Origin of the sequence: Nocardioides sediminis (genome assembly GCF_003047295.1) — a bacterium.
In the GTDB taxonomy this organism is placed as follows: Bacteria; Actinomycetota; Actinomycetes; order Propionibacteriales; family Nocardioidaceae; genus Nocardioides; species Nocardioides sediminis.
Window position 1 is genome coordinate 1 of sequence record NZ_PZYZ01000001.1, and the last position, 17,925, is coordinate 17,925.

The 17,925-nt window shown below is 72.0% G+C and carries 16 protein-coding genes and 1 tRNA gene; 9 read left to right on the forward strand and 8 right to left on the reverse strand.

Annotated features, from left to right (window positions below):
• Positions 1 to 500, reverse strand: a 500-nt coding sequence (locus tag DAI17_RS00005; protein ID WP_199904859.1) for a 2-oxoacid:acceptor oxidoreductase family protein, incomplete at its 3' end; no start/stop codon positions are given.
• A 256-nt stretch (positions 501 to 756) separates the two neighbouring features.
• Here DAI17_RS00005 and DAI17_RS00010 point away from each other — a divergent pair.
• The 5 genes from DAI17_RS00010 to DAI17_RS00030 all read left to right on the forward strand — a co-directional run bounded on the left by DAI17_RS00010 (position 757) and on the right by DAI17_RS00030 (position 5,276).
• Positions 757 to 1,809, forward strand: coding sequence for a sulfate ABC transporter substrate-binding protein (locus DAI17_RS00010; RefSeq protein ID WP_107770875.1), 1,053 nt, complete (start codon positions 757 to 759; stop codon positions 1,807 to 1,809).
• A 4-nt stretch (positions 1,810 to 1,813) separates the two neighbouring features.
• Positions 1,814 to 2,662 (forward strand): sulfate ABC transporter permease subunit CysT, encoded by an 849-nt coding sequence (cysT, locus tag DAI17_RS00015; RefSeq protein ID WP_107770876.1) that lies wholly within the window; start codon positions 1,814 to 1,816, stop codon positions 2,660 to 2,662.
• Positions 2,655 to 3,527: a sulfate ABC transporter permease gene (locus DAI17_RS00020; RefSeq protein ID WP_234412047.1), complete on the forward strand. Its 873-nt coding sequence runs from the start codon at positions 2,655 to 2,657 to the stop codon at positions 3,525 to 3,527. Before cysT ends, DAI17_RS00020 begins: the two co-directional genes overlap by 8 nt.
• Before the next feature lie 35 nt (positions 3,528 to 3,562).
• Complete coding sequence (locus DAI17_RS00025) at positions 3,563 to 4,546, forward strand: sulfate/molybdate ABC transporter ATP-binding protein (protein ID WP_107770877.1); 984 nt, start codon at positions 3,563 to 3,565, stop codon at positions 4,544 to 4,546.
• 103 nt (positions 4,547 to 4,649) lie between these two features.
• On the forward strand, positions 4,650 to 5,276 hold the full coding sequence (locus DAI17_RS00030) for a cobalamin B12-binding domain-containing protein (RefSeq protein ID WP_234412198.1): 627 nt from the start codon (positions 4,650 to 4,652) through the stop codon (positions 5,274 to 5,276).
• A 308-nt stretch (positions 5,277 to 5,584) separates the two neighbouring features.
• Here the strand turns inward: DAI17_RS00030 and DAI17_RS00035 are convergent, their stop codons facing one another.
• A complete protein-coding gene (locus DAI17_RS00035) occupies positions 5,585 to 6,076 on the reverse strand; it encodes a YajQ family cyclic di-GMP-binding protein (RefSeq protein ID WP_107770879.1) in 492 nt (163 codons plus the stop codon).
• A 77-nt stretch (positions 6,077 to 6,153) separates the two neighbouring features.
• On the opposite strand from DAI17_RS00035, the gene DAI17_RS00040 reads away from it, so the two are divergent.
• The 3 genes from DAI17_RS00040 to DAI17_RS00050 all read left to right on the forward strand — a co-directional run bounded on the left by DAI17_RS00040 (position 6,154) and on the right by DAI17_RS00050 (position 8,498).
• Positions 6,154 to 6,236, forward strand: a tRNA-Tyr gene (locus tag DAI17_RS00040).
• Positions 6,237 to 6,337: 101 nt separating this feature from the next.
• A complete protein-coding gene (locus DAI17_RS00045) occupies positions 6,338 to 7,678 on the forward strand; it encodes an MFS transporter (RefSeq protein WP_107770880.1) in 1,341 nt (446 codons plus the stop codon).
• A 94-nt stretch (positions 7,679 to 7,772) separates the two neighbouring features.
• Positions 7,773 to 8,498, forward strand: coding sequence for a hypothetical protein (locus DAI17_RS00050; protein ID WP_159081255.1), 726 nt, complete (start codon positions 7,773 to 7,775; stop codon positions 8,496 to 8,498).
• A 33-nt stretch (positions 8,499 to 8,531) separates the two neighbouring features.
• On the opposite strand, the gene DAI17_RS00055 is transcribed toward DAI17_RS00050, so the two are convergent.
• Genes DAI17_RS00055 through DAI17_RS00065 form a run of 3 tightly spaced genes read right to left on the reverse strand, consistent with a single transcriptional unit; the run spans position 8,532 to position 11,595 of the window.
• Entirely contained in the window at positions 8,532 to 9,452 is a 921-nt protein-coding gene (locus DAI17_RS00055; RefSeq protein WP_107770882.1) for a phosphodiesterase, read from the reverse strand.
• Positions 9,453 to 9,478: 26 nt separating this feature from the next.
• Positions 9,479 to 10,714, reverse strand: a complete 1,236-nt coding sequence (fahA, locus tag DAI17_RS00060) for a fumarylacetoacetase (RefSeq protein WP_107770883.1) — start codon at positions 10,712 to 10,714, stop codon at positions 9,479 to 9,481.
• Positions 10,711 to 11,595 (reverse strand): hypothetical protein, encoded by an 885-nt coding sequence (locus DAI17_RS00065; protein ID WP_234412048.1) that lies wholly within the window; start codon positions 11,593 to 11,595, stop codon positions 10,711 to 10,713. The genes fahA and DAI17_RS00065 overlap by 4 nt, the downstream gene beginning before the upstream one ends.
• A 71-nt stretch (positions 11,596 to 11,666) precedes the next feature.
• Between DAI17_RS00065 and DAI17_RS00070 the strand changes: the two genes are divergently transcribed.
• Complete coding sequence (locus DAI17_RS00070) at positions 11,667 to 12,902, forward strand: homogentisate 1,2-dioxygenase (RefSeq protein ID WP_107770884.1); 1,236 nt, start codon at positions 11,667 to 11,669, stop codon at positions 12,900 to 12,902.
• A 28-nt stretch (positions 12,903 to 12,930) separates the two neighbouring features.
• Here DAI17_RS00070 and DAI17_RS00075 read toward each other — a convergent pair whose 3' ends face one another.
• The 3 genes from DAI17_RS00075 to nemA are packed head-to-tail and all read right to left on the reverse strand — an operon-like array spanning position 12,931 to position 17,889.
• Positions 12,931 to 14,847 (reverse strand): ABC transporter ATP-binding protein, encoded by a 1,917-nt coding sequence (locus tag DAI17_RS00075; protein WP_107770885.1) that lies wholly within the window; start codon positions 14,845 to 14,847, stop codon positions 12,931 to 12,933.
• Positions 14,844 to 16,727, reverse strand: a complete 1,884-nt coding sequence (locus tag DAI17_RS00080; protein ID WP_107770886.1) for an ABC transporter ATP-binding protein — start codon at positions 16,725 to 16,727, stop codon at positions 14,844 to 14,846. The genes DAI17_RS00075 and DAI17_RS00080 overlap by 4 nt, the downstream gene beginning before the upstream one ends.
• A 58-nt stretch (positions 16,728 to 16,785) precedes the next feature.
• Positions 16,786 to 17,889 carry an N-ethylmaleimide reductase gene (gene nemA / locus DAI17_RS00085; RefSeq protein WP_234412049.1) on the reverse strand — a complete coding sequence of 368 codons (1,104 nt, stop codon included), beginning with the start codon at positions 17,887 to 17,889 and terminating at the stop codon, positions 16,786 to 16,788.
• Positions 17,890 to 17,925: the final 36 nt, after the last annotated feature.

Here is a 17,925-nt window from a genome sequence, read left to right on the forward strand (position 1 = left end):
GCGAACATGTTCTTGGCGCGGGCGGCGTCCTTGCGGGACAGGCCGAACTCCTTGACCGCCGCGACCGTCATGCCGGTCAGGTCGACGGGGTGCACCGCGTACTCGGCGAGGTCGTCGCCGTCGAGCGGGTTGGCGTCGTACCCCGCCTTGGCGAGGTTGCGGGCGGTGAAGTCGTGAGTGTCGACGATGATCGTGGCGCCGACCGGCAGGTCACCGAGGTTGGCGCGCAGCGCGGCGGGGTTCATCGCCACCAGCACGTCGGGGGCGTCGCCCGCGGTGAGGATGTCGTGGTCGGCGAAGTGCACCTGGAACGACGACACGCCGGGCAGGGTGCCCTGGGGGGCGCGGATCTCGGCGGGGAAGTTGGGCAACGTCACCAGGTCGTTGCCGAACACGGCCGACTCCTGGGTGAAGCGGTCCCCCGTCAGCTGCATGCCGTCGCCTGAGTCGCCGGCGAACCGGATGATCACGCGATCGAGCTGCTTGACCTGCTTGGTCACGGCCTTGTCACCTCTGTACGTCTCGGAGTGGGCCTCGTCGATGGGCCCCGTCGTGTCGGCCTCCACTACCGGATGTCCGACCACTCACTCTAGTCGGGGGGTCCTGTACGCCGTCCCCGATGCCGCTGCGTGGACCGGTGCGGGCGGGTGATGCGCGACACGTCGTGGATGCCGGCTGGAAACTCTTCTAAGTTGTGTAGTCTGCTCGACATTAGTCAGTAACTGTCCATCTCGGGACGTCCGGAAGAGAGCTCACATGTCCATCCCCAGCACCACCTCCCGGCGGCTGGTCGCCGCGTCACTCACCGGGATGCTGGCCCTGGCCGTCACCGCGTGCGCGCCGAGCGGCGGTGCCAGCGGCGACGCCGATGCAGAGGAGACGATCAGCATCGTCGGCTTCGCCGTCCCCGAGGCGGCCAACAAGAACCTCGCTGCCGAGTTCAACAAGACCCCCGAGGGCGAGGGTGTGGCGTTCAAGACGTCCTACGGCGCCTCGGGCGACCAGAGCCGCGCCGTCGTGGCCGGCCTCGAGGCGGACTACGTCCACTTCTCGGTGCCGCCGGACGTCACGCGTCTCGAGGACGAGGGCCTGGTCGACGCGAGCTGGGACGACGGGGAGAACAAGGGCATCGTCTCGCACTCCGTGGTCGTCTTCGGCGTCCGTGACGGCAACCCCAAGAACATCCAGACGTGGGACGACCTCATCAAGCCCGGCGTCGAGATCGTCACGGCCAACCCCGCGTCCTCGGGGGCGGCGCGGTGGAACGCGCTGGCCGCCTACGGCCAGGTGATCAGCGACGGTGGCACCGAGAAGGAGGCCACCGACTACATCAACAAGTTCTTCGGGAACGTCGTCTCGCTCCCGGGCAGCGGTCGCGACGCGACCACCGCGTTCCTCGGCGGCACCGGCGACGTGCTGATGGCCTACGAGAACGAGGCCATCCTGGCAGCGCAGAACGACGAGCCCTTCGAGTACATCCTCCCGGACACCACGCTGCTCATCGAGAACGCCGGCGCCATCCTCGAGGACGCCTCCGCGCCGTCGCAGGACTGGCTCGACTTCGTGCTCTCCGACGAGGGCCAGAAGCAGTTCGCCCTCACCGGCTTCCGACCGATCCGCGACGACGTCGACTACGGCGGCACCGTCGAGGGTGCCGAGGACCCGTCGAACCCGTTCCCCGAGGTCCCGACCCTGCTGACGGTGGACGAGGACTTCGGCGGCTGGGACGAGGCGTCCGCGAAGTTCTTCGACGAGGAGAACGGCATCGTCTTCGAGGCGATCCTCGGCGCCGGTCTCTCCCTCGAATGATCGCATGACCTCCACCGAGATCTCACGCGTCCGACCGGCGAGGACCCCTCGCCGGTCGGCCCCGCGTTCGACGCTGACGCGATCGTCGGGCCTCGGCCTCGGCATCGCCATGATCTGGTTCAGCGCACTCGTCCTGATCCCCCTGATGGCAGTGGTCGTGACTGCCATCGACGGCGGCTGGGACGTGTTCTGGTCCACGATCACCAGCGGGCAGACGTCCGCCGCCATCAAGCTCACGGTCTTCACCGCCCTCGGCGTGACCGTGGTCAACGTGGTCATGGGCCCGCTCATCGCGTGGGTGCTGGTGCGCGACCGGTTCTGGGGCAAGTCGGCGCTCGAGGTGCTGATCGACATCCCCTTCGCGCTCCCGACGATCGTGGCCGGCCTGGTGCTGCTCTCGCTCTACGGCCCCGACAGCCCGCTGGGCATCGACATCGCCAACCAGCGGCCCGCGGTCTTCCTGGCCTTCCTCTTCGTCACGTTGCCGTTCGTGGTGCGCATGGTCCAGCCGGTGCTCGAGGAGCTGGAGCTCGACGTCGAGGAGGCGGCCGCATCCCTGGGGGCCAGCCGGTTCACGACGTTCCGACGCATCATCCTGCCCAGCCTGGCTCCGGCCATCGCTGCAGGCGCAGCACTGTCGTTCGCCCGCGGCGTCAGTGAGTACGGCTCCCTGGTGCTGCTGTCGGGCAACCTCCCGTTCAAGACCGAGGTCACCTCCGTGCGGATCCTGAGCAGCATCGAGAACGACAACGTCGCCGCGGCGGCGGCCGTCGCCACCGTGCTCCTCGTGATCTCGCTGACCGTGATCGTGCTCCTCGACGTGATCCAGAGGCGGGTGGCTGCACGTGGCTGACACGCTGACCCGTGAGATCGACGAGCCGGTCGCTCCGGCGGCTCCCGCGCTGGTGCGGAGGGAGCGTCGTACGCCCATGACCTACGTCCTGCGCCTCGTCGCAGCGGCGTACCTCTTCTTCCTGGTCGCCTGGCCGGTGTCCCTGGTCGCGACGAACACCTTCGACGACGGGCTCGGCTCGATCCGGGCCCTGCTCGAGGACCCCGACGTGGTGGTGGCGCTCCAGCTCAGCGCGTACGTCGCGTTCTTCTCGGTCGTCATCAACACCGTGTTCGGGGTGGGCATGTCCCTGCTGCTCGTGCGCTACGAGTTCCCGGGCAAGAGGGTGCTCAACGCGCTCCTGGACCTGCCGCTCTCGGTGTCGCCCATCGTGGTCGGGCTCTCGCTCGTCCTGGTGTACGGCGGACGCGAGGGGTGGCTCGGGCCGACCTTCGCGAGCTGGGGCTTCGACGTCATCTTCTCCGCCCCGGGGATCATCATGGCGACGACCTTCGTGGCCCTGCCCCTCATGATCCGGGAGCTGGTGCCGGTCCTCGAGGAGATCGGCATCGAGCAGGAGCAGGCGGCCGAGAGCCTCGGCGCCAGTGCAGCCCAGCGCTTCTGGCGGATCACCCTGCCCTCGATCAAGTGGGGGATCGTCTACGGCGTCGTCCTCACCCTGGCCCGGTCGCTCGGCGAGTTCGGCGCGGTCAAGGTCGTCTCGGGCAACGTGCTCGGCCAGACCCGCACCGCCACCCTCGTGGTCGAGGAGAAGTACCTCAACTTCGACCAGCAGGGCGCCTACGCGACGGCGTTCCTGCTCGCGATGGTCTCGGTCGCCTGCATCGTCGTCGTGGCGATCATCCGCCCCAAGAACCACGCCTGACCTCCCCTGACAGCACCATCCGAAAGGTCGTTCCCATGAGCATCGAGGTCTCTGGCCTGAACAAGTCGTTCGGCGACTTCGTGGCCCTCCAGGACGTGAGCGTCTCCCTCCCGACCGGCCAGCTGACGGCCCTCCTCGGGCCCAGCGGCGGGGGGAAGTCCACGCTGCTGCGCATCATCGCCGGCCTCGATAAGGCCGACACCGGTTCGGTCACCATCGAGGGCACCGACGCGACGCACCTGCCGGCGCAGAAGCGCAACGTCGGGTTCGTCTTCCAGCACTACGCGGTCTTCAAGCACATGACGGTGGCCAAGAACGTCGCGTTCGGCCTCGAGATCCGCAAGCGTCCCAAGGCCGAGATCGCCGAGCGGGTCGACGAGCTGCTCCGGCTCGTCCACCTCTCGCAGTTCGCCCACCGGCTGCCCTCGCAGCTCTCCGGCGGGCAGCGGCAGCGGATGGCACTCGCCCGCGCGCTGGCGGTCGAGCCCAGCGTCCTGCTGCTGGACGAGCCGTTCGGCGCGCTCGATGCCAAGGTCCGCAAGGAGCTGCGCGACTGGCTGCGCCGGCTGCACGACGACGTGCACGTCACGACCGTCTTCGTGACCCACGACCAGGAGGAGGCCCTCGAGGTCGCCGACGAGATCGTGGTGATCAACGAGGGCCGCGTCGAGCAGGTCGGCACTCCCGACCAGCTCTACGACGAGCCGGCCAACGACTTCGTCATGTCGTTCCTCGGTGAGGTGACGCACCTGGCCGGGACCGCTGTGCGGCCGCACGACATCGACGTGGCCACCGCGCCCCTGCTCGCCGGCGCCGTCGAGGGCACCGTGTCGCGGATGCTGCGGGTCGGCTTCGAGGTGCGGCTGACCGTGCTGACCGTGGGCGGCGAGGAGGTATCGGTCGTGCTGACCCGCACGCACGCGCGGTCGCTGGGCCTCGAGGTGGGTGCCACCGTGTGGCTGACCGTCACGGCGGGCGCGACCGTCGTACCCGCCATGCGGCCGTCACTGGCCGGTTGACCCGGGCCGGATCGGCGCCACCCCGACGGGTGGTGCCGGTCGGTTGTCTGCGGCAACCGGTCCGTCCTGGCGGTCGGGCGGCTATCGTGCGCTCGTGAAGGTCATGGATCCGCTCGACCAGCTGTGGCTGGGCATCGAGGACTTCGACGAGGATGCCGCCGACCGGGCCCTGGTCGGCCTCCTCTGGGACGTCCCGCTCGACGAGGCGCTGACGGCGGTCGTGATCCCGTTCCTCGTCCAGCTGGGCGACCGCTGGGAGGACGGCTCCCTCTCGGTGGCCCACGAGCACTTCGCCAGCAACCTGCTGCGCCGGCGGCTCTCCGCGCTGGCGCACCAGCGCGAGGTGATGCCGGTCGAGGGCCGTCGCCCTCGCGCCCTGCTGGCCTGCCCGCCGGGGGAGCGCCACGACCTGGTGCTTCTCTGCTTCTCCCTGCTGCTCGGTGAGCGGGGGTGGCGCACCCTCTTCCTGGGGGCGGACACCCCGGTCACGGCGCTGGTGAGCGCCGCGCGGACGGCCGACGCCGACGTCGTCGTGCTGTCCGCAACGCGGTCGACGGCGCTGACCGCGCACAGCACCTCGATCGCCCGGCTCGCCGAGGACCACCCGGTCTACGTCGCCGGCCGGGGTGCCGACGCCGAGGTCGCGAAGGTGATCGGTGCCCGGCTGCTGCCGACCGACCTGGTCGAGGCGCTCGCGCACCTCGGGCCGCGGCCGGACCCCCAGCCCTAGCGACCGGGCACTTTCGTCGCGCTGGGAGGCACTGCTCTGCCCGTTCCCGTGCCGCGCAGCCGAGGACCCGGCGTTGAGTGTGGTTCTGGTGTCAGCTGCTGACACCAAAGCCACACCTCCTTGCCGACGATGAGCGAGAGACGGCCCAGCAGGTCCGCCGGGTGGACCACGCAGGCCGCCTTCTTCCCCTGCCGCTGAGCGGAGCGCGCGCTCGCCGTACGGCCAGCGGTCAGGAAGGGGGGGTCGGCACGATCCAGCGGTCGGGAGGTGCCCGCTCGGCACGTTCCAGCGGTCAGGAAGGGGGGAGGTCAGCGGTAGTTGGTGAACTGCACCGCGAAGTCGTAGTCCTGCTCCTTGACCAGGCGCTGCACGGTCTGGAGGTCGTCGCGCTTCTTCGACGACACCCGCAGCTCGTCGCCCTGGATCTGCGCCTTGACGCCCTTGGGGCCCTCGTCGCGGATCAGCTTGCTGATCTTCTTGGCGTCCTCGGAGGTGATGCCCTCCTTGAGCGCAATGGAGATCTTGGACTGCTGCCCGGACTGGCGGGGCTCGGAGGCGTCGAGGATCTTCAGGCTCTGGTTGCGCTTGATCAGCTTGTCCTTGAAGACGTCGAGCACCGCGGTGGCGCGGTCGTCGGCCGAGGCCGTGATCTCGATGGCCTGCTCGCCCTGCCACTCGATGGTGGCGCCCGTGCCCTTGAAGTCGAAGCGGGTCGCGATCTCCCGCGCCGCCTGGCCGAGCGCGTTGTCGACCTCCTGACGGTCCAGCTTGCTCACGATGTCGAAGCTCGAGTCGGCCATGGGTCCCTCCGGTTTCTCCTGTGCGTCGGACAGACGCTATCCTCTCTTGCTGTCGATCCCCACTGGGGTGACGCACTGGCAGATTGCCCGAGCGGCCAATGGGAGCGGACTGTAAATCCGTCGGCTTTTGCCTTCGAAGGTTCGAATCCTTCATCTGCCACACGCGTTCGGCCGGACCCTGAGGGTCCGGCCGTTCTGCGTTACCCCGCCGGCCGGACCGCCTCGGTCGTGGTCCCGGCACTGAGGGCAGACTGTCCCCCCGTGAGCGGCACCCAGGTCCACGACATCGGTCGGCGCCGGGCGTGGGCGATCTGGGTCGTGGCGCTGGCGGTCTACGTGCTCGCCGTCTTCCACCGCAGCTCGCTCGGCGTCGCCGGCCTGCTCGCCTCGGAGCGCTTCGACATCAATGCCACCAGCCTGGCGACGTTCACCGTCCTCCAGCTCGTCGTGTACGCCGCGATGCAGGTGCCGGTGGGCGTGCTGCTGGACCGCTTCGGGTCCCGCGCGATGCTGCTGTCCGGGCTCGCGATGATGACGGTCGGCCAGCTGGTCTTCGCCTTCACGACGTCCTTCGGCGGCGCCGTCCTGGCGCGGGCGGTGCTCGGCGCGGGCGACGCGATGATCTTCGTCAGCGTGATCCGGCTGGTGACGGTCTGGTTCCTGGTCCGCCAGGCGCCGATGGTCACCCAGCTCACCGGCTTGACCGGCCAGATGGGGGCGATCGTCGCCGCCGCACCGCTGGCATTCCTGCTCGACCGCCTCGGCTGGACCCGGGCCTTCGCCCTCGTCTCGAGCCTGGGCATCGTCCTCCTGGTCGCCGTTGCGGTGGTCGTCAAGGACTCGCCGTACCGGCGGGGCGACGTGGTCCAGGTCAAGCTGCGTGCGTTGGCGCAGTCGGTCCGCATCCTGTGGGGCAACCCGGGCACCCGGCTGGGGATGTGGTCGCACTTCACCTCGCAGTTCGCCGCGACCGTCTTCACCCTGCTGTGGGGCTTCCCGTTCCTCGTGCAGGGGCTCGGCTGGTCCGAGGCGGCCGCCAGCACCCTGCTGATGGCCATGACCGGCTGGGCCGTCGTCAGCGGGCTGGTGCTCGCCCGCCTGGTCGGCCGCCTGCCTTACTGGCGGTCCTGGATCGTGATCGGCATCGTCGTGGCGATGGTCGTGCCCTGGGCCGCGGTGCTCCTGTGGCCCGGGGTGGCACCGGACTGGCTCGTGGTCGTGATGGCGTTCACGACAGCGACCGGGGGACCGGCCTCGATGGTCGGCTTCGACCTGGCCCGGACGTTCACGCCGGCCCACGCCATCGGCCGGGCCAACGGGCTGGTCAACGTCGGTGGCTTCACCGCCTCGCTGCTCACCATGGCCCTCATCGGTGTCGTCCTCGACCTCGTCGAGCCCGGCGGGATGGATGCCTACTCCCTCGACGACTACCGGCTGGCCCTCGCGGTGCAGTTCCTCTTCTGGGGCTTCGGGGTCGTGCAGATCCTGCGCTACCGGCGGCGGGCCCTGGACCACCTCGCCCGCGTGCACCCGGGCGCCACCGAGCAGATGCGGGCCGGCCGGCCCTTCGTGCACCCCGGCATCGGCACCGAGGGCGTCTGAGCGACCGGATCCTCGGGCAATCCGGTGACGCGGGTCACTCCGAACGGGGATCGTGCGTCCGCCCGGGACGCGTCCGTCGAAGAAGGGTCCCACCATGCGCCTCCCCTCCGTACGTCGTCCCTCGCCGTCCATGGCCGTGTCCGTGATGGCCCTCGTGGTCGCCTCGACCGGCACGTCGTACGCCGCAGGGCTGATCGGCTCCGACGACGTCCGCAACAACTCGATCAAGTCGGTGGACGTCAAGGACAACAACCTCAAGGGTCGCGACGTCAAGAACGGCTCGATCGGCTCGATGGACATCCGCGACGAGTCGCTCAAGGCCCGCGACTTCGCGCCCGGCCAGTTCCCCGCCGGGGCGCAGGGTCCTGCCGGGGTCGGCCGCTGGGCGCTCGTCGACGCCGCGGGGGCGATCGTCGCGCAGTCCGGGGGGTTCAGCGTGACCGCCGCCTACCCGACGCTCGCCCCGATGGGCGCCGACACTGCCGGCCTGCGCGCCAACGGCAACGTCTACATCAACGCCGGCGAGGACCTGGGCGACAACGGGGTGCTGGCCGTCGTGGCCCTCCAGAACACCGTGGACCAGAACGGAGACGCCGTCACCAACGGCCGCGCGTCCGGGGCCGACGCCAACCCGGAGTTCTCCGGCGAGATCTCGGCCGCCGTGTGCCAGCCCGGCGTCGTCAACTGTGCGCCTCCCGGCACCAGCAACAGCAACCACCTGGTCGTGAGCCCGCGGCTGAGTGACGGCAGCGTGACGACCGCCGACAACCGCAAGCGCTTCTACGTCGTGGTCACCGGGGACTCCAGCGACCGCTCCTGAGACTCGCGGGCGGCGGGGTCAACGATGTGGGGTCTACGCCCCGCCGCCCGTGTTGAACGGCGAGGTCTTGCTCGAGGCGAGCTCGACGGCCTCCTCGACGCTGAGCGTCTCCAGCGCGTCGCGGATGTCGAGCCCCAGCCCGTTGACCTCCGGGCCGGGGACCAGCGGGACGACGGTGTGCACCAGCCGGTCGTCGTACGCGTGGACCATCGTGAACGCCTGGGAGCCGTCGACCCCGGAGATGAAGCGGTCCACCGGCGCGGGGTCGGAGGTGTAGCAGGAAGCCGACGCGACCGAGACCGGCACGCCGGCGAAGGTCGACCACGTCGTGAAGTGCAGGTGCCCGGACAGGATCCCGCGCACGTCGCTGCCCTCCACCACGGCGGCCAGCCGGTGCTGCTCGTGCAGCTCGATGAGCTCGGCCCCGCGCAGCATGGGCAGCGGGAGCGGCGGGTGGTGCATCGCGAGCAGCGTGCCGTGCGGGGCGGGCGTCGCCAGCACGTCGGCGAGCCACGCGAGCTGGCCGTCCGTGAGGTCGCCGTGGTGGTAGCCGGGCACGCTGGTGTCCAGCGCGACGATGCGCAGGCCGTCCACCTCGTAGACCCGGTCCTGGGGGCCGTCGTCGTCGGAGTCGAAGAGTGCCCGGGCGTACGGCGCCCGCTCGTCGTGGTTGCCCATCACCCACACGACGACCGCGCCCATCGCCTCCGCGGCCGGCTCGACCATGGCGCGCAGCCGCTCGTACGCCGCCGGCTCGCCCGTGTCGGTGAGGTCGCCGGTGAGGACGAGGGCCTGCGGGGGCGGGTCGACGGCGGCGAGCCGGGCCAAGGAGCGGGCCAGCCCGGCCTCGGTGTCCACCGCGCCGTACTGGAGGCGCCCCCCGGCCAGCAGGTGGGGGTCGGACAGGTGGGCGATGGCGTGCCGGGGCGGCGGGTACTGGCCGAGCTGCTTCACGCCCGCAGGCTAGCGCCGGCTCCCAGTCAGCGCGCGGGCACGACCCGGCCGGCGACCTCTCCGAGCGCGATGCGGCCGCCCGAGGTTCCGGGCGCGGTGTAGCGCAGCACGACCTCGTCGCCGTCCTCGAGGAAGGTGCGCTCGCGGCCGCCGGCCGTGAACGGCTCGCGGCCGCCCCAGCTCAGCTCGAGGAACGAGCCCCGCTCGTCGGCCGCGGGGCCCGAGATGGTCCCCGAGGCCCACAGGTCACCCGTGCGCACGGTGGCGCCGTTGACGGTCATGTGCGCGAGCATCTGGGCGGGCGACCAGTACATCTGGGCGTACGGCGGGCGCGCGACGACCTCGCCGTCGAGCACCACCTCGACCGCGATGTCGAGCCCGGCCGGCTCCCGGACGCGGAGGTAGTCCAGCGGTTCGGGGTCCTGCCCGGGCAGGTCGGTCCAGGCGGCGTCGAGGGCGGCCAGCGGGGTGACCCAGTGGCTGATCGAGGTGGCGAAGGACTTGCCGAGGAACGGGCCGAGGGGCACGTACTCCCAGGCCTGCAGGTCGCGGGCCGACCAGTCGTTGAGGCCGACGACGCCGAAGGTGTGCGCGGCGAGGTCGGTGGTCGCCACGCGCTCGCCGAGCCGGGACGGCGTGCCGACGACGAAGCCGAGCTCGGCCTCGATGTCGAGGCGGCGGCTGGGACCGTACGTCGGGGCGTCCTCGTCGGGCGCCTTGCGCTGCCCGCACGGCCGGACGATCTCGGTGCCCGACGCCACGACCGTGCCGGAGCGGCCGTGGTAGCCGACGGGCAGGTGCTTCCAGTTGGGGAGCAGCGGCTCCTGGTCGGGACGGAAGATCCGGCCGACGTTGGACGCGTGGTGCTCGGAGGCGTAGAAGTCGACGTAGTCGCCCACCTCGATCGGCAGGTGCAGCTCCACGTCGGCCAGCGCGTGCAGGTGCGGCGCCGTGCGGGCCCGGTGGACGTCGTCACGCAGCACCTCGGTGATCCACCCGCGCGCGACGTCCCACTGCTCGCGGCCCATCGCCATGAAGGCGTTGAGGCTCGGCGTGCGCCACGCGGCGGCCAGTGCCGAGGCCGGGTCGCCGATCTCGGCCACCGGGGCCAGGTCGAGGACGTGGTCACCGATCCGGACGCCCACGCGCGGCTCCGTGCCGGCCGTGGAGAAGACGCCGTACGGCAGGTTGTCTAGGTCGAACAGGGAGCCCGCGGCGCCCTCCACCCAGGTGGTCGGCGCGTCGGAGGGGGAGTGGGTCATCGGGGCTGCTCCGTGTCGTCGTGCGAGGGGTCGGGTGAGAGGAGGTCGAGGGCGAGGAGGTCGGCGAGGGGCTCGTCGATCGAGCAGGTGCCGAAGGAGGTGAACCAGCGGCGGGCGCGGGCGACGACGTCCTCGGTCACCTCGAGCCGTGCGGCGTCGCGCTCCTCGAGGACCGCCACCACCTCGTCGCGGGAGCCGCCGTCGAACGCGGTGAGGGTGCCGACCAGGACGTTGAGGAAGCCGTGCTGCTCGAAGCCCTCGGCCGAGGTGTGCCGCACCGCGTGGTGCAGGCCCGCCGTGCACTTGAAGGGCAGCTCGCGGTCCAGCGCGGCATCGATCCAGGCGGCGAGCCGGGCGGCGGCGGGGAACAGGTGGGCCTCGACCCCGCCGGTGCGCAGCTTGAGCCGCAGCTCGGCCGCGGCCACCTCGTCGGCCGCCGCCTCCCAGCCGTACGACGGGTCGTCCTGGGGGAGCTCGACGAAGACCGGCACGTCCTCGTCCAGCACCCCGTCGGCGCGTGCGTGGTCGACCGCGGCGACGACCCGGCGGGCGTTGCCCGGCAGGTCGTCGAGGTCGCGCAGGGCGATCTCGAGGCCGGCGACCCGCAGCCCGAGCCGGGCGGCGGCGCCGAGCGGGCCGGCGACCTGGCCGGCGCCGCCGGTGACGACGACGGACAGCGGGTGGGCCACGCCGCGGACCAGCGGGAGGTCGGTGTCCTTGAGGACGAACGAACCCAGCAGGTCGCCGTACCAGGCACGGCGGTGCTCGGCGTGGGCCGCGGTCGCCTCGTGGAGGGGCGCGTTGCCGGGCGGGAAGATGGCGGCGTCGTCGAGCAGTCCGGACCACGCAGCGGGGAGTGGGGCTGGCAGGGAGTCGGGCACGGGGCTACCCTAGCCCTGACCCACATAACGGACGCACGCGTCCGATAAACGAACTCCTGCGGAGGACGGCCATGGCCCACTACCGGAGCCTGGGGACCATTCCCCCCCAGCGGCACACCCAGCACCGCGACGCCGCGGGACGCCTCTACTACGAGGAGCTGATGGGGGAGGAGGGCTTCTCCTCCGACTCCTCGCTGCTCTACCACCTCGGAGTGCCGTCGGCACTGGTGGACAGCACGACCTGGGAGCTCTCCGACCAGTCCCGCACGCCCAACCACCCGCTCAAGGCCCGGCACCTCAAGCTGCACGACCTCGAGACCGGGGCCTGCGCCGTCGAGGGGCGTCGGCTGGTCCTCGGCAACAACGACGTGCGCATCAACTACGTCGTGACCGGCACCGAGCCCTCGCCGCTCTACCGCAACGCCATCGGCGACGAGTGCGTCTTCGTCGAGCAGGGCAGCGGCACCGTGGAGACCGTCTTCGGGGTCGTGGCCTACCGCGCCGGCGACTACGTGGTCGTCCCGCGGGCCACGACCCACCGCTGGGTGCCGGCCGAGCCCAGCCGGCTCTACGCGATCGAGGCCAACAGCCACATCCACCCGCCCAAGCGCTACCTCTCGCGCTTCGGCCAGCTCCTGGAGCACGCGCCCTACTGCGAGCGCGACCTGCACGGCCCCACCGACCTCGACGCGCTCGTCGAGCGGAACCGCGACCTCACCGACGTCGACGTGCTGGTCAAGCACCGCACCAGCGCCGGGGTCGTGGGCACCCGCATGACCTACGCCACCCACCCGTTCGACGTCGTGGGCTGGGACGGCTGCCTCTACCCCTACACCTTCAACATCGACGACTACATGCCGATCACCGGCAAGGTGCACCAGCCGCCGCCGGTCCACCAGGTCTTCGAGGGCTGGAACTTCGTGATCTGCAACTTCCTGCCCCGCAAGGTCGACTACCACGAGCTGGCGATCCCGGTGCCCTACTACCACTCCAACGTCGACAGCGACGAGGTCATGTTCTACGTCGGCGGCGACTACGAGGCGCGCAAGGGCTCGGGCATCGGCCTCGGCTCGGTCTCGCTGCACCCGGGCGGCTACGCCCACGGGCCGCAGCCCTCGGCGATCGAGGCATCCCTGGGCGCGGAGTTCTTCGAGGAGTCGGCTGTCATGGTCGACACGTTCGCGCCCCTCGACCTCGGCGAGGGCGGCCTCGCGGTGGAGGACCCGGCGTACGCCTGGACGTGGGCGGGGCGGGGCCCCGACGCGGACGGACCGGACGGCGGCCCGGCCGTCTACAGCAACAGCTGACCGGCGTACGCCGCGTGGCCGGCGCGGGTCAGGACGTCCAGGCCCGCCACAGCGCGGCGTACTCCCCGTCGAGCTCGACGAGCTCGTGGTGGCTGCCGAGCTCGACGATGCGCCCGTCGATGACCACCGCGATGCGGTCGGCGTCGTGGGCGGTGTGCAGCCGGTGGGCGATCGCGACCACGGTGCGGCCCTCGAGCAGGTTGTTCATCGAGCCCTCGAGCGTGCGCGCGGTGCGCGGGTCGATGAGCGAGGTGGCCTCGTCGAGCACCAGCGTGTGCGGGTCGGCGATGATCAGCCGGGCCAGCGCGACCTGCTGGGCCTGCGCCGGGGTGAGGGCGTAGCGGCCCGAGCCGATCACCGTGTCGAGGCCCTGGGGCAGGCGCTCGACCCACAGCAGCGACCCGACCGCCCGCAGCGCCTCGCGGACGGCGTCGTCGTCGGAGTCCTCACGGGCCAGCACGATGTTGTCGCGCACCGAGCCGATGAAGACGTGGTGCTCCTGGGTGACCAGCGCGACCTCGGTGCGCAGCACCTCGAGGGGGAGGTCGACGAGCTCGACGCCGCCGACGCTGGCCGAGCCGGTGCGGGGGCGGTTGATGCCCGAGAGCAGGCGGCCCAGCGTCGACTTGCCCGAGCCGCTGGGGCCGACGATGGCGAGGCGCTCGCCGACGCCGAGGCGCAGGTCGACGCCGTGGAGGACGTCGTGGCCCTCGCGGTAGGCGAAGCGCAGGTCGGTGCCGACCAGGTCGACGCCGTCGGGCAGCCGGTCGCCGGCCTCGCGGTCCGGCCTGACCTCCGCGATGCCGAGCAGCCGGCTCGTCGAGGCGGCGCCGACCTGGAGCCGGTCGACCTCGCCGATCAGCCGGTCGAGCGGATCGCCCAGCGCCTCGACGTAGAGGACGGCGGCGGTGATCTGCCCGAGGTCGACCCAGCCGCGGGAGTAGGCGTAGGCGCCGACCAGCAGGGTCACGACGCGCGGGGTCTGGAAGGCGAAGTTGAGGGCCGCGAAGAGAACGTTGCGCAGCGTCATGCCGTAGCGCTCGGCCTGCGCCGACACCTCGATGTCGTCGTCGCCGGCGCGGACCCGCTCCCCGGGCAGGCCCAGCGCCTCGAGGGTGCGGGCTCCCTCGACGGTCTCGGTGAGCGTGGTGTTGATGCGGGAGTAGGTCGCGCCCTCGGTGATGTAGCCCTTGGGTGCGCGCCGCAGGTAGCGGCGCACCGCCGGGGCCGAGGTGGCGAACGTCAGCAGCGCCGGCACGGCCAGGACCACCGAGTTGAGCAGCATCGCGCCGATCGAGAGGACGACGGTCAGCAGCGAGATGATGGCCATCGGCAGGCCGTACTGGACCGAGCGGCTCATGGTCCCGACGTCGCGGGTGACCCGGGTGACGAGGTCGCCGGTGCTGGCGCTCTCGACCGCGCCCAGGGGCAGCCGCAGGATGGTGCGCACGATGTACTCACGCGCCGTGGACAGCAGGTCCTGGCCGAACACCGTCGAGGTGCGCTGGGCGACGAACGTGAACGCCGCCTGCAGCACCACGACGCCGATGATCGCCAGGGCGAGGGTGTCGAGCGGGAGCCCGCCGCCGTCGACGGTGGTGTTGACCAGCTCGCCCAGGAGTCGCGGCACGACCAGGCCGGTGGCCGCGGCCAGGGCGTTGACGACCACCAGCGCGGTGAACATCCCCTTCCTGGTCGACAGCAGGTCGCGGAAGAACGTCAGGACGGCCCGGTTGCCGGACACCGGCCACCCGCGCTCGGGGTTGCGCGAGGCCTCGTAGACGGCCTCGGCCCGCTGCCGCCGCAGGTCGTGCCGCTCCCACAGGGCGCGGTTGCGCTCCCAGGGCGTGGCGTCGGCCGGCGGCAGCAGCTCCGGCGGGACGGCCGGCGGGTCGAGGGCGCGGTCGCGCCAGGTGTCGGGGGAGGTCGCGAGCAGGTCGGTCACTGCGGCACCCCCTCGTCCTCGAGCGCGCGGACCACGACCTCGCGGTAGGCCGCGTCGCGCTCGAGCAGGTCGGCGTGCTCGCCCTCCGCGACGACGACCCCGTCGCGGAGGAGGGCCACCCGGTCGGCGTGGTGGAGCCACAGCGGCGAGACCGTGCACACGACGGTGGTGCGGCCGCGGCGCAGGTCGGCCACCCGCGCCGCGATGCGGGCCTCGGTGTGGGCGTCCACCGCGGAGGTGGGCTCGACCAGCACCAGGACCGGCGCGTCGACGGCCAGGGCGCGGGCCAGCACCACGCGCTGCCGCTGGCCGCCGGAGAGCCCGCGGCCCCGCTCGTCGAGCTGGCCCTGCCAGCCCTGGGGCAGCGCGTCGTAGACGTCCTCGGCGTTGGCCACGCGCAGCGCCTGCTCGGCCTGCTCGCGGGTCAGCCGGCCGTGGGGGTCGACGGCGTCCTGGAGAGTGCCGGCGAACAGGCCGCTGCCGGTGTCGCTGACCAGGACCGTGCGGCGTACGTCGTCGAGGCGCGCCGCGGACAGGTCGACGCCGCCGAGCCGCACCCCCCACTCGCGGGTCGCGGCCTCCTCGTCGCGGGCGGCGATCCGCGCCCGGCGCCGCTCGCGGTCGGCGCGGGCCCGGCGCGCGGCACGGCCCTTGAGGCCCTCGGCCTCGTCCTCGCCGACGGGGTCGGTGTCGGGCGGCAGGTAGCGGCCGAGGCGGTCGGCCAGCGCGGCGCTCTGCTCGGGGACCGCGCTCACGACGACGGTCAGCAGGCCGGGGCGGGCGGTGAAGCCGCTGAGGTCGTCGACGATCTCGGCGGTGCCGTCCAGCGGCACCGGCCGGTCGGGCTCCCGCCAGGGCGGGCGCTGCTCGAAGATGGCGATCGCCCGACGGGCGCTGACCAGCGCGCGGGTGGACTTCTGCGCGAGCTCGAAGAAGGTGCGGATCGGGCCGACCATGAACAGGCCGTAGCCCAGGAAGCTGATCAGCTGGCCGACGGTGAGCTCGCCCGCGACGACCTGGCGGGTCCCGAGCCAGACGAGGCTGACCAGGAAGACACCGGAGAGGAGCACGCCGACGGCCTCGACGACCGCCTGCCAGATGCCGGACGAGACGCCGGCCCTGCGGGCGGCCTGGGACTGGGCGGCGTAGTTGCGCCCGAAGGTCTCCTCGCCGCCGATGCCGCGCAGGATGCGCAGCCCGGCCACGATGTCGGTGGCCATCGAGGTCAGCTCGGAGTTGCGGCTGCGCTCGGTCTGCTGGCGCCGGTGCAACGGCCGGAGCAGCGGCAGCGCGGCGCCCAGCAGGACCGGCGCCGCGACCAGCACGAGCACGCCCAGCTCCCACGACATCGACAGCACGATCGCCGCGACGGTCAGGTAGGACACCAGCTGGGCGGCCGACCGCGCCAGGACCTCGGTCAGCGCGCCGAACTCGTCGGAGTCGCTCGACGCGACGCTGAGCACCTCACCGGTGGGCGAGCGACGCGGCAGCACGTGGCCCATCTGCGCGATCTTGCGGGTGACCATCTGGGTGGTGCCGTAGAGGCTGATCAGCCAGGTGCGCACGACCAGCGTGTGGAAGACGACGCCGAAGACGCCGCCGACCACGACCACCCCGAGCATCACCGCCGACCAGGTGAGCAGGTGGGGCGTCGAGCCGCCGAGGATGCCCTCGTCGACCGCCCGGCCGAAGATGTAGGGGCCGAAGGTCAGCGGCATGAGCCACAGCAGGCAGGCCAGCGACGAGAGGGCGATGACCTGCCACTGCTGCCGCAGCATCCACCTCAGGAACGCCGCAGGCGACCGGGTGTCGGGGTCCGGAGTGGGTGCGTCGCCGGTGCCGGTGAAGAACGTCGCGATCCGAGGTGGGAAGTCCTGCATGGGAGGGCCAGACTAGGCGTCCGCACCGACGTCGCGCGAAGCAATAAGCGACCGGGGCTCAGGCGTACGCCGGGTAGTCGACGTACCCGGCGGCACCGCCGCCGTAGAAGGTCGAGCGGTCCTGCTCGTTGAGCGGCAGCGAGTGCTCGAGCCGGTGCGGCAGGTCGGGGTTGGCGATGAACGTCCGGCCGAAGGCCGCGGCGTCGATCCAGCCCTGCCTCAGCATCCGCTCGGCCTTGTCGCGGTCGTAGCCGCCGGCACCCACGAGGACCCCGTCGTACGCCGCCCGGAGCCGGTCGCGGAACTCGTCGGCGAGCGGGGCGCTGCCGGCCCAGTCGGGCTCGGAGAGGTGCAGGAAGGACAGCCCGCGGGTGGAGAGCTCCCGGGCGAACGCCAGCCCGGTCACGTCGCCGTCCGGGTCCTCGAGGCCGTTGAAGGCGCCCATCGGGGAGAAGCGCACGGCCACGCGGTCGGGCGACCAGGCGGCGGTGACCGCGTCCACCACGGCGAGCGGGAGCCGGAGCCGGCCGGCGAGGTCGCCGCCGAACCCGTCGCTGCGGTCGTTGACGGTCGAGGAGAGGAACTGGTGGAGCAGGTAGCCGTGGGCCGCGTGGACCTCGACCAGGTCGAAGCCGGCGTCGCGGGCGTTGCGCGTCGCGGCGGCGTAGTCCTCGACCAGGCGCGGCAGCTCGTCGGTGGCCAGGGCCCGCGGGGTGGGGCAGTCGGCGCGGAAGATCGCCCCGTCGGCGTCGACCAGGCTGGTGCGGGACCGGAACGGCTTGTCGGTCGCGGAGACCGGCAGCGCGCCGTCGTGCAGCGACTCGTGGTCGACGCGACCGGTGTGCCACAGCTGCGCGGCGATGAGGCCGCCCTCGGCGTGCACGGCGTCGGTGACCTCGCGCCATGCGGCCACCTGCTCGGCGCTGTGGATGCCGGGGGTGTCGGCGTACCCCTTGCCCTCGGGGCTGACCTGGACGCCCTCGCTGATGACCAGGCCGGCGCCGGCGCGCTGGCGGTAGTAGTCCACCGCGTGCCGCGAGGGCAGGTCGCCGGGCTGCTCGGCGCGCTGCCGGGTGAGCGGCGCCATGAAGACGCGGTTGCGGGCCGTGACGGCGCCGAGGTCCAGGGGCCGGAAGAGGTCAGTGCTGAAGAGGTCGGTCACGCCCGGCCCAACGGGTGACCCCGGGTCGGCCATTCC